At 73.0% G+C, this 11,727-nt stretch carries 8 protein-coding genes; all 8 read left to right on the forward strand.

Translation table 11 applies throughout. The features are described from left to right. The first annotated feature begins 2 nt into the window (after positions 1 to 2). The 8 genes from nusA to IG99_RS30370 all read left to right on the forward strand — a co-directional run bounded on the left by nusA (position 3) and on the right by IG99_RS30370 (position 11,680). Positions 3 to 1,013: a transcription termination factor NusA gene (gene nusA, locus IG99_RS30330; protein ID WP_037679472.1), complete on the forward strand. Its 1,011-nt coding sequence runs from the start codon at positions 3 to 5 to the stop codon at positions 1,011 to 1,013. A 90-nt stretch (positions 1,014 to 1,103) separates the two neighbouring features. Next, a complete protein-coding gene (locus tag IG99_RS30335; RefSeq protein WP_078947990.1) occupies positions 1,104 to 1,400 on the forward strand; it encodes a YlxR family protein in 297 nt (98 codons plus the stop codon). Positions 1,401 to 1,546: 146 nt separating this feature from the next. Beyond that, complete coding sequence (gene infB / locus IG99_RS46205; RefSeq protein ID WP_078947991.1) at positions 1,547 to 4,666, forward strand: translation initiation factor IF-2; 3,120 nt, start codon at positions 1,547 to 1,549, stop codon at positions 4,664 to 4,666. 159 nt (positions 4,667 to 4,825) lie between these two features. Next, positions 4,826 to 5,119, forward strand: coding sequence for a DUF503 domain-containing protein (locus IG99_RS30350; RefSeq protein WP_037679482.1), 294 nt, complete (start codon positions 4,826 to 4,828; stop codon positions 5,117 to 5,119). A 44-nt stretch (positions 5,120 to 5,163) separates the two neighbouring features. Next, the gene (gene rbfA, locus IG99_RS30355; RefSeq protein WP_037679484.1) at positions 5,164 to 5,610 is read left to right on the forward strand and encodes a 30S ribosome-binding factor RbfA; all 447 of its coding nucleotides are present in this window, start codon (positions 5,164 to 5,166) and stop codon (positions 5,608 to 5,610) included. Beyond that, entirely contained in the window at positions 5,607 to 6,512 is a 906-nt protein-coding gene (truB, locus tag IG99_RS30360; RefSeq protein WP_037679487.1) for a tRNA pseudouridine(55) synthase TruB, read from the forward strand. The genes rbfA and truB overlap by 4 nt, the downstream gene beginning before the upstream one ends. A 294-nt stretch (positions 6,513 to 6,806) precedes the next feature. Next, positions 6,807 to 10,616 (forward strand): trypsin-like peptidase domain-containing protein, encoded by a 3,810-nt coding sequence (locus tag IG99_RS30365; RefSeq protein ID WP_234312020.1) that lies wholly within the window; start codon positions 6,807 to 6,809, stop codon positions 10,614 to 10,616. Between the two features lie 101 nt (positions 10,617 to 10,717). Then, a complete protein-coding gene (locus IG99_RS30370) occupies positions 10,718 to 11,680 on the forward strand; it encodes a bifunctional riboflavin kinase/FAD synthetase (RefSeq protein ID WP_037679490.1) in 963 nt (320 codons plus the stop codon). Positions 11,681 to 11,727: the final 47 nt, after the last annotated feature.

Here is an 11,727-nt window from a genome sequence, read left to right on the forward strand (position 1 = left end):
CCGTGGACATCGACATGAGTGCCCTGCGGGGCTTGGTACGGGAGAAGGAGATCTCCTTCGACCTGCTGGTCGAGGCGATCGAGTCGGCCCTCCTCATCGCCTACCACCGCACCGAGGGAAGCCGCCGACACGCGCGCGTGGAGCTCAGCCGGGAGACCGGACATGTGACCGTGTGGGCGAAGGAGGACCCCGAGGACCTCGAGGAGGGCCAGGAGCCCCGCGAGTTCGACGACACCCCGTCCGGCTTCGGCCGTATCGCCGCCACCACGGCCAAGCAGGTGATCCTGCAGCGCCTGCGCGACGCCGAGGACGACGCGACGCTCGGCGAGTACGCCGGCCGCGAGGGCGACATCGTCACCGGTGTGGTGCAGCAGGGCCGTGACCCGAAGAACGTGCTCGTCGACATCGGCAAGCTGGAGGCCATCCTGCCGGTGCAGGAGCAGGTCCCCGGCGAGACGTACCAGCACGGCATGCGCCTGCGGTCGTACGTCGTCCGGGTGGCGAAGGGCGTGCGCGGGCCGTCCGTGACGCTCTCCCGCACCCACCCCAATCTGGTGAAGAAGCTCTTCGCCCTCGAGGTGCCGGAGATCGCCGACGGTTCAGTCGAGATCGCCGCCATCGCCCGTGAGGCCGGTCACCGTACGAAGATCGCCGTCCGGCCCACCCGTTCGGGCCTGAACGCCAAGGGCGCCTGCATCGGCCCCATGGGCGGCCGGGTGCGCAATGTCATGGGCGAGCTCAACGGTGAGAAGATCGACATCGTCGACTGGTCGGACGATCCGGCCGAGATGGTCGCGAACGCCCTGTCACCCGCTCGGGTGTCCAAGGTGGAGGTCGTCGACCTCGCGGCCCGCTCCGCGCGGGTGACGGTGCCGGACTACCAGCTGTCGCTGGCGATCGGCAAGGAAGGGCAGAATGCCCGGCTCGCCGCCCGTCTGACCGGCTGGCGGATCGACATCCGCCCGGACACCGAACCGGCGTCCGAGCAGCCGTCCGAGTCGGTGAGGGAATAGATCCCAGCCGCAGCCCGCTTAGATCACGACAACAACCGTTCGATTCCACCCCCAAAGGGGTGGGGTCGCTGCGGGGAGGTAGACTTAGCAGTGTCTGGCCGGACGCATGCCCGCGCATGCCCTGAGCGCACCTGTGTGGGGTGCCGGGAGCGAGCGGCCAAGGATGATCTGCTGCGGATCGTGGCGATCAAGGACGCGTGCGTCCCTGATCCTCGCGGTACGCTGCCCGGCCGGGGTGCGTACGTGCACCCCGCCCTGGTCTGTCTCGACCAGGCAGTGCGCCGCCGGGCGTTCACGCGGGCTTTGCGCGCCCCGGGAGCGCTCGACACAAAGGCGTTGCGCCAGTACGTCGAGCAGGCGACCGTTGCTGAGCAGGCAACACCGTAAGACGCGTCGCGCGGAACCCCGTGCGGCTCTGGTACCCCGCGAGTTGGAAGTAGGTCGAGATTGCGATGAGCACTCGATGAGCACGCGATGAGTACGCCCATGAAGTAGCGACGGTCCGGACGCAACCCGGACCTCAAAGGAGCGAAGTGGCTAAGGTCCGGGTATACGAACTCGCCAAGGAGTTCGGTGTGGAGAGCAAGGTCGTCATGGCCAAGCTCCAGGAACTCGGTGAATTCGTCCGTTCGGCGTCTTCGACGATCGAAGCGCCCGTAGTACGCAAGCTGACCGACGCCTTCCAGGGCGGTGGCAACGGCAAGTCCGCCGCGAAGCCCGCCCCGCGCAAGGCCGCCCCCAAGCCCGGCGCGCCCTCTCCGGCGCAGTCGGCACGTCCGGCTCCTCCGCGGCCGGCCGCCCCCAAGCCCCCGGCTGCCCAGCAGCCCGCGGCTCCGACGCCCCCGGCGGCTCCGTCGGCTCCGTCGGCCCCGGCGTCGACCCCCTCGCCGGCGGCTTCCGGCCCGCGTCCGGGCCCCAAGCCCGCGCCCCGTCCGGCCCCGGCCGCCCCGGAGTTCACCGCTCCGCCGTCGGCCCCGGCCGCCCCGGCCGCCTCGTCCGGTCCGAAGCCCGGCGGTGCTCGTCCCGGCCCCGGCGCTCCGAAGCCCGGCGGTCGTCCCGCGCCCGGTCAGGGCCAGGGACAGGGCCAGCGTCCCGGTGGCCAGGGTCAGGGCCAGCGCCCCGGCGGTGGCCAGGGCCAGCGCCCCGGTGCCCGTCCGTCCGGTCCGCGCCCGGGTAACAACCCCTTCACCTCCGGTGGCAACGCCGGTATGGCGCGCCCGCAGGCGCCCCGTCCGCAGGGCGGCCCGCGCCCCGGTGGTCCCGGCGGCGCCCCCGGCGCCGGTGCCGGTCCCCGTCCGCAGGCTGCCGGCGGCCAGGGCGGCGGTCCCCGTCCCCAGGCTCCGGGCGGCGCGCGTCCTACCCCGGGCGGTATGCCTCGTCCTCAGGGCGGTCCCCGTCCCGGTGGCGGCCCCGGCGGCCCGCGTCCGAACCCCGGCATGATGCCGCAGCGTCCCGCTGCCGGTCCGCGTCCCGGCGGCGGTGGCCCCGGTGGCCGTGGTCCCGGTGGCGGCGGCGGTCGCCCCGGCGGCGGTGGCGGCGGTCGTCCCGGTGGCGGCGGCGGTTTCGCCGGTCGTCCCGGTGGCGGTGGCGGTGGTTTCGCCGGTCGTCCCGCGGGTCCCGGTGGCGGTGGCGGCGGTTTCGCCGGCCGTCCGGGTGGTCCCGGCGGTGGCGGCGGCGGTCGTCCCGGCTTCGGTGGTCGTCCCGGTGGTCCCGGTGGCCGTGGTGGCACGCAGGGCGCCTTCGGTCGTCCCGGCGGTCCCGCGCGTCGCGGTCGCAAGTCGAAGCGGCAGAGGCGCCAGGAGTACGAGGCCATGCAGGCCCCGTCGGTCGGCGGCGTGATGCTGCCTCGCGGCAACGGCGAAGCCATTCGCCTGTCGCGCGGTGCCTCGCTCACCGACTTCGCGGAGAAGATCAACGCCAACCCGGCGTCGCTCGTCGCGGTCATGATGAACCTCGGCGAGATGGTCACGGCCACGCAGTCCGTCTCCGACGAGACGCTGCAGCTCCTCGCCGGCGAGATGAACTACACGGTTCAGATCGTCAGCCCCGAGGAGGAGGACCGCGAGCTGCTCGAGTCCTTCGACATCGAGTTCGGCGAGGACGAGGGCGACGACGAGGACCTGGTGGTCCGTCCGCCGGTCGTCACCGTCATGGGTCACGTCGACCACGGTAAGACCCGACTGCTCGACGCCATCCGCAAGACGAACGTCATCGCGGGCGAGGCCGGCGGCATCACCCAGCACATCGGTGCCTACCAGGTCTCGACCCAGGTCAACGAAGAGGACCGCGCGATCACCTTCATCGACACCCCGGGTCACGAGGCGTTCACCGCCATGCGTGCCCGTGGTGCCCGGTCGACGGACATCGCGATCCTGGTCGTCGCGGCCAACGACGGCGTCATGCCGCAGACGGTCGAGGCGCTCAACCACGCCAAGGCGGCCGAGGTCCCGATCGTCGTCGCGGTCAACAAGATCGACGTCGAGGGCGCCGACCCGACCAAGGTGCGCGGCCAGCTCACCGAGTACGGGCTGGTGGCCGAGGAGTACGGCGGCGACACGATGTTCGTCGACATCTCCGCCAAGCAGGGTCTGCACATCGACTCCCTGCTGGAGGCCGTGGTCCTCACCGCCGACGCCTCGCTCGACCTGCGGGCCAACCCGCACCAGGACGCGCAGGGCATCTCGATCGAGTCCCGTCTCGACCGCGGCCGCGGTGCCGTGGCGACGGTCCTCGTCCAGCGCGGCACGCTGCGGGTCGGCGACACGATGGTCGTGGGCGACGCCTACGGTCGTGTGCGCGCCATGCTCGACGACAACGGCAACAACGTCGCCGAGGCGGGCCCGTCGACGCCGGTCCAGGTCCTGGGCCTGACCAACGTCCCGGGTGCGGGTGACAACTTCCTGGTGGTCGACGAGGACCGTACGGCCCGTCAGATCGCCGAGAAGCGTGCCGCCCGCGAGCGCAACGCGGCCTTCGCCAAGCGCACGCGTCGCGTCTCCCTCGAGGACCTGGACAAGGTGCTCAAGGCCGGCGAGGTCCAGCAGCTCAACCTCATCATCAAGGGTGACGCTTCTGGTTCCGTCGAGGCCCTCGAGTCCTCCCTGCTCCAGCTGGACGTCGGCGAAGAGGTCGACATCCGCGTCCTGCACCGCGGCGTCGGTGCGGTCACGGAGTCGGACATCGACCTGGCGATGGGCTCGGACGCCATCGTGATCGGCTTCAACGTCCGTGCGGCCGGTCGTGCCGCGCAGATGGCCGAGCGCGAAGGCGTGGACGTCCGCTACTACTCGGTCATCTACCAGGCGATCGAGGAGATCGAGGCGGCCCTCAAGGGCATGCTCAAGCCGGAGTACGAAGAGGTCGAGCTCGGCACGGCGGAGATCCGCGAGGTCTTCAAGTCGTCCAAGCTGGGCAACATCGCCGGTGTCCTGGTCCGCTCCGGCGAGGTCAAGCGCAACACCAAGGCGCGCCTCATCCGCGACGGCAAGGTGGTCGCGGAGAGCCTCACCATCTCCGGTCTGCGCCGCTTCAAGGACGACGTCACCGAGATCCGCGAAGGGTTCGAGGGTGGTATCAACCTCGGCAACTTCAACGACATCAAGATCGACGACGTCATCGCGACGTACGAGATGCGGGAGAAGCCGCGCGTGTAAGCGCTCGGGCTTCCGTTTCTGAGACGGTCCGGTCCGGGGCCGGTCGACGGAGAGTAAACTCCGTCGATCGGCCCCGGCCGTTCGTTGTACGGTTCTGATGTCCCTGCCACGTGGATGGCGGGGCCATCGATCCCGGACCGGCGGGTGAACCGGTTACACATGTATGTGGGGACGCTGTCCTTCGACCTGCTCCTCGGCGACGTACGGTCGCTGAAGGAGAAGCGCTCCGTCGTCCGCCCCATCGTCGCCGAGCTCCAGCGCAAGTACGCGGTGAGCGCGGCCGAGGTGGATCACATGGACCTCCATCGCAGGGCCGGCATCGGCCTGGCGATGGTGTCCGGCGACGCGGGGCACCTGACCGAGGTGCTCGACCGGTGCGAACGGCTGGTCGCGGGACGCCCCGAGGTGGAGTTGCTGTCCGTCAGGCGGCGCTTCCACGGCGAAGACGACTGACGAACCCAGAACGACCCAGACAGGAAAGAACGGGAGACGGACCAGTGGCCGACAACGCGCGGGCCAAGAGGCTGGCGGACCTCATCCGGGAAGTGGTGGCCCAGAAGCTGCAGCGCGGGATCAAGGACCCGCGGCTCGGCTCGCACGTCACCATCACCGACACCCGGGTCACGGGTGATCTGCGGGAGGCGACCGTCTTCTACACCGTGTACGGGGACGAGGAGGAGCGGCAGGCGGCGGCCGCCGGACTGGAGAGCGCCAAGGGCGTCCTGCGCTCCGCGGTCGGCGCGGCGGCGGGCGTGAAGTTCACGCCCACGCTGACCTTCGTCGCCGACGCGCTGCCCGACACCGCCCGGACCATCGAGGACCTCCTCGACAGGGCACGCCAGTCCGACGAGAAGGTGCGCGAGGTCTCGGCCGGCGCCACCTACGCCGGCGAGGCGGACCCGTACAAGAAGCCGGGTGAAGACGAGGACGACACCACCGAATGACCCAGAAGCCCACCCCGCCCGACGGCCTTGTCATCGTCGACAAGCCGTCGGGCTTCACTTCGCACGACGTCGTCGCCAAGATGCGGGGCATCGCCAGGACCCGCCGCGTCGGCCACGCCGGCACCCTCGACCCGATGGCCACGGGCGTCCTCGTCCTCGGCGTCGAGAAGGCGACGAAACTCCTCGGGCACCTCGCGCTCACCGAGAAGGAGTACCTGGGGACCGTCCGCCTCGGACAGACCACCCTCACCGACGACGCCGAGGGCGAGATCACGGCGTCGGCCGACGCCTCCCAGGTCACCCGCGACGCCATCGACGCCGGCGTCGCCAAGCTGAGCGGCGACATCATGCAGGTGCCGTCCAAGGTCAGCGCCATCAAGATCAACGGCGTGCGCTCGTACAAGCGGGCCCGCGACGGCGAGGACTTCGAGATCCCCGCCCGGCCCGTCAGGGTCTCGTCCTTCGCGGTGTACGACGTGCGTGACACCGTCGCCGAGGACGGCACGCCCGTCCTGGACCTGGTCGTGTCGGTGGTCTGCTCCTCCGGCACCTACATCCGCGCCCTGGCCCGCGACCTCGGTGCCGACCTCGGCGTCGGCGGGCACCTCACGGCCCTGCGCCGCACCCGCGTCGGCCCCTACAAGCTGGACACCGCGAAGACGCTCGACCAGCTCCAGCAGGAGCTCACGGTGATGCCGATCGCCGACGCGGCCGCGGCCGCGTTCCCCCGCTGGGACGTGGACGCCAAGCGGTCCCGGCTGCTCCTCAACGGCGTACGGCTGGAGATGCCCGGCGAGTACGCGGGCGGCGGTCCGGTGGCCGTCTTCGACCCCGAGGGCCGGTTCCTCGCGCTCGTCGAGGAGCACAAGGGCAAGGCGAAGAGCCTGGCCGTCTTCGGCTGAGGGTGGTGCCCGGTGCCCGGTGCCCGGTGCCCATGGCCCCGGGCCTTACCGGCTCCGGTCCGCCCGTGGAGCGGCGATCACGGGGTCGTCCACTGTCGCCGCTCCACGGTCCCCCCTCGGTTCCCCCACCCCTAGGCTTATCCAGCAGCCGCCGTTCATTCACCCGTCCGGGCAGGCGCTCGGAGTGAACCGAGGGAGTGCACGGGGGCGCGTTACGCGCACGATCTGTCCCGCCGATCTTCCCGCGCCTACGGTCGCACGCAGGGCACGCGCGTACGACGGGGAGGCACGACCATGGCGGAAGGGGCCGCACGGGACCGGTTCCGGAGCGTGGACGAGACAGCGGGGGAGCATGCGGGCGGCAGGAGAGGCACCCGTGCCCTGCTCCCCGGAGAGCCGTGCCCGAGCGTCCGGCGGGACCAGCTGCCGTGGGACGCGCTCGACACGGCCCTCGTCCGTGTCCACGACCTGTCCGGCCGCCCGCGCGGCCTCGGCTTCGTCGCCGACCACCACGGCACGGTGATCACCGCCCACGAGACCGTCGACGGGCCGGCGCGCCTCCTCCTGCACACCGCCCGGGACCGCCACTGCCTCGCCACCGCCGCCGACGTCACCCCACTGCCCGAACTGGGGCTGGCCCTCGTACGCAGCGAGGGGCTCGGAGTGGCCCCCCTTCCCGTCTCCGCGCGGGACCGTATCGAGACCGGCACCTACGTCCGTCTCGCCGCCGGGTGCTGGCGCGAGGCGCGGGTTCTGGGGGCGACCTCGGCGACGTACACGGCCACCGACCGCTTCCATCTCATCGCCGACGCGCTGGAGTTGGCGATCGGCACGGCCGGCCGGGACGCGCTGCGGCCGGGCGGCGGGGCGGCCGGGGGGCCGGTGCTCGACGCCGCGACGGGCGCCGTGCTGGGCGTCCTGGGCACCGCGCTCCAGTCCGACGGCCGGGACTACGGGCTCGCCCTGCCGCTGAACCGCGCAGCGTCCGGGACCGTCACCGGAGGCCCGCTCGCCGACCTGCTCGCTCGCAACGCGGCGACCGTGCCCGCCTACGGCGCCGACCTCAACCTCGCCGGGATCCTGGAACTCACGGCGACCTCGGTGGCCCAGGACGGCCCGCGGACCGGCATGGAAGGCACCGTCGGGGTGGCCGAGCCGGTCGAACGGACCGAACTGATCCGTGAGTTCGCCGACTTCACCCGGAGCCGGTACGCCGTCCTCGGCCTCGTCGGCCCGCCCGGCAGCGGCCGTACGACGGAACTCGCGGCCCTCGCCGCCCGCCGCCACCGGGGCCCCGAGTCCGCCCCCACCCTCTGGCTGCGCGGCGCCGATCTCAAGGACGGCGACGAGTCCCTGGCGGACGCGGCCCACCGCGCCCTGAACCGTGCGGCGCGCATCGTCGCCGCCTCCTCCCCGGCCTCCCCGCCCGGCCTCGGGGACATCACCCCCGAGCGTCTGGCCGGCTCGGCCCGCGCCGCCGACCGTCCCCTGCTCCTGCTGCTCGACGGCCCGGAGGAGATGCCGCCCCTGCCGGCACACCGGCTCGGCACATGGACCCGGGGAACGGTGAGGTGGCTGGGGGAGAGCGGGGCACGGCTGGTGGTGGCGTGCGGGGAGGAGTACTGGGAGGAGTCGCAGTTCCCGAGGGAGGTGCTGTACCGGGGAGAGGGGCTGTCCGAGGGCGATGCCTTTGAGGCGCCGGGTGACCGCAGGGGTGCTCTCGTGGCGCCGGGTGACCGCAGGGGTGCTCTCGTGGCGCCGGGTGACCGCAGGGGTGCTCTCGTGGCGCCGGGTGACCCGTCGGCCCCTCCGGCGTCCGACGACGAGGCCGGTCGGGCCGAAGGGAGGTCCGAGGAGGCGGCCCCCGGGGACGGGACGGGCAGGTGCGGCGGGGGCGACAACTCCCCTCCGCGGCTCCCACCCTGCGTCCGCCTCGGCGATCTCCGGGAGCCCGAAGCCGCCCTGGCCCGCGCGCGCTACCGGATCCCCGACGGCAGCCTCCACGCCCCCGACGCCCGCCACCCCCTCACCCTCCGCCTCCTCGCCGAGCTCCGCGCCGCCCTCCCCGACGCTCCGTTCACCCCCCTCGACCGCGACGAGGTGTTCGCGGCCTACCTCGACCTGATGTGCCTGCGCATCGCGGTACGGCTCGCCGCGGACACCGGCCTGCGCGGCACCGCCGTCCGCCGGCTCGCCGCCAAGGTCGGCGGCCAGATCCACGAGGCCGCCCGGCGCAGCCTCGGCCCCGGACAGGGCGAGCTGAACAGGGAGTCGTTCGAGGCGGTGTTCCCGTGGGGCCCGGCCCCGGCCCGCCTCGGCGGCGGCACCGGCTGGGCCTCGGCCGTACTCACCGAAGGCCTCCTCGTCCCCGCGGGCAGCGGCTACCGCTTCGCCCACGAGGAACTCGCCGACTGGATCCAGGGCACCCACCTCGACCTGGACGAGGCCCTGCACGCCCTGGTCCACCGCCGCCGCGATCCGGACGGTACCGAACACCCCCTTCCCGTACCGCACCACCGCATCGGCCCCGTCGTCCAGTCCCTGCTCCTCCTCGCCCGCCGGCACGGCGCCCGCGACCTCGCCTCCCGCCTGGCCGACCTGCTGCACGCCCTGGACGCCGACCCGCACTCCTGGTGGGCCGCCCGCCTGCTCTCCCGGACCCTGCTGCGGGTCCCGGACGCCACGCCCTACACCGGCGTCCTGCGCCTGCTCGCCGACCGGGTCGTGGCCTGGCGGCAGAGCGGGCGGACCGTGCCCGAGGAGTTCGGTCCCGCGTTCTGGAGCGACCTGCGCCTCCCGCAGGACCGCCGCTTCGACCTGCTGCGCCGGCTCGTCCTCGCCGACCCCGCCCCGCAGGACACCGACACCCCCCGCTACCTGGACGCGGCCGCCCGGTTCCTCGCCGCCGACGCCACCGCCGTACAGCCGTACCTGACGCGCTGGTTCGACGACGAGCGTCCCTTGCCCGCGACCCCGCACGCGACCGTGGCCACGGCCGCGCAGGCGCTGCTGCACACGCATCGGCACCGGGCGCTCGACGACCTCACGGAGGCCCTCGCGCAAGCCACCCATCGGCGGGCCGACGAACTGCTCACCGTCCTCACCGAGGAGGAGCCGTCCGCGATCTGCCGGGCCGTCGACCGCTGGGTGCGCGACGAGCGGCCGGACCGACGGGCGGCGGCGGTGGCGTACGGGCTGTGCGCCGCCGCACATGTCCGTGCCGACGCCGACCGTGACCTGCTGCGCCGCGCCGCCCTCACGCTGGTCGCCCGCCCCGCCGACTGCACCCTGCACGGCGGCGCGCTCGCCCTCCTCGTCCAGGATCCGTACACCAGGGACGGCCACCTCCCGCGGGCGCTGGAGCGCTTCGCCGCCGGGGACCCGCAGTTCCCGCCGAGCGCGCTGGCCGCCGCGCTGCACACCCACTCCGAGCCGGTCCTGAAGGCCTTCCTGGCCCGTCTGTGCCGAGGCTCCGACACCGGAGAGACCCTGCGCACGCTCGCCGACGCGACCACTGCGGCCCTGGCCCGCCGGGTCGCCGTCGTGATCCGCGAGGTGGTCGACGAGCGGCCGGAGGCGGCCGACCACCTGGCCGCGTACGTCGACCGCCGCCTGAACCTGGACCACGAACCGACCACCCGCTCCGTCCTGCACCCCTTGGTCACCGGGCTGCTGGACGAGGCCCTCCTCGACGGTGACCTGCGGGAAGGCTGCGATTCGGAGTCCACGCGGGCCGCGTTGGCCGCCGTGCTGGCCGCTCCCGGCACCTCAGTCTCCCGCCCCCTGCGCCATGAACTGCGCGATTTCCTCCTGGCCCGGGAGAACGCCCCCGCGGTGCTCGACGCCGTGCTGGACACCGCCGTCCGGCACGGCGGCGACGATCTGCGCGACCTCGTGCACCGCGTCGGCCTGCGTCTCGTCCGCACCCCGGACGGGGCGACCCGCTTCGACCGCGCCCTCGTCGACCTGAGCCGCGCCGTACCGGGCTTCGCCGCCCAGGTGACCGGCTGGCTGACCACCGCCCCCGCGGACTGGGCCGCGGTGGTCGGCCCCAGCACCCGGCGGACCATCGAGAACCTGGCCGGGCCGCGCGTCCCGGCCTGAGACCGGATGCCGATGCGGGCCGAGGGCACGCGGCATGGCACCCTTAGACCTGCGCAACAGGTCAACGGTAACTACGGGCAAGCGTTCGAGGAGCGGTCACAGTGCAGCGCTGGCGTGGCTTGGAGGAGATCCCCCAGGACTGGGGGCGCAGCGTCGTCACCATCGGCTCCTACGACGGAGTGCACCGCGGACACCAGCTGATCATCCGGCACGCGGTGGACCGGGCGCGGGAGCTGGGTGTTCCGGCGGTCGTCGTCACCTTCGACCCGCACCCCAGCGAGGTCGTCCGCCCCGGCAGCCACCCGCCACTGCTGGCCGCGCACCATCGCCGCGCCGAACTGATGGCGGGCCTCGGCGTCGACGCGGTCCTGATCCTCCCCTTCACCACCGAGTTCTCGAAGCTGTCGTCGGCCGACTTCGTCGTGAAGGTCCTCGTCGACAAGCTGCACGCCAAGGCGGTCGTCGAGGGCCCCAACTTCCGCTTCGGCCACAAGGCCGCGGGCAACGTGGAGTTCCTCGCCGAGCAGGGCAAGGTCTACGACTTCGAGGTCGAGGTCGTCGATCTGTACGTCACCGGCGAGGCGGGCGGCGGCGAACCGTTCTCCTCGACGCTGACCCGGCGCCTGGTCGCCGAGGGCGACGTCGCGGGCGCCGGGGAGATCCTCGGCCGGCCGCACCGGGTGGAGGGCGTGGTGGTACGCGGGGCTCAGCGGGGCCGCGAGCTCGGCTTCCCGACCGCCAACGTCGAGACGCTGCCCCACACCGCGATCCCCGCCGACGGCGTCTACGCCGGCTGGCTGCACGCGGCCGGCGAGGCCATGCCGGCCGCCATTTCCGTCGGCACGAACCCGCAGTTCGACGGCACGGAGCGCACGGTGGAGGCGTACGCCATCGACCGCGTGGGCCTCGATCTGTACGGGCTGCACGTCGCCGTCGACTTCCTCGCGTTCGTGCGCGGCCAGGCGCGGTTCGAGACGCTGGAGGCCCTGCTGGAGCAGATGGCGCAGGACGTGAAGCGGTGCCGGGAGCTGGTGGCCGAGGCGGAGGCCGCGGAGACGCAGTAGCCGACGGCGGCTTCGTTCGTACGACGACGAAGGGCGGCCGGTGCCTG

Source organism: Streptomyces griseus subsp. griseus, assembly GCF_000720255.1.
Taxonomy (GTDB): domain Bacteria; phylum Actinomycetota; class Actinomycetes; order Streptomycetales; family Streptomycetaceae; genus Streptomyces; species Streptomyces griseus_I.

What these genes read in the sequence shown, in the direction of transcription:
- IG99_RS30350 (WP_037679482.1), top strand. Translation starts at nt 4,826, where the DNA reads ATGTATGTGGGGACGCTGTCCTTCGACCTGCTCCTCGGCGACGTACGG.
- IG99_RS30365 (WP_234312020.1), top strand. Translation starts at nt 6,807, where the DNA reads ATGGCGGAAGGGGCCGCACGGGACCGGTTCCGGAGCGTGGACGAGACA.
- truB (WP_037679487.1), top strand. Translation starts at nt 5,607, where the DNA reads ATGACCCAGAAGCCCACCCCGCCCGACGGCCTTGTCATCGTCGACAAG.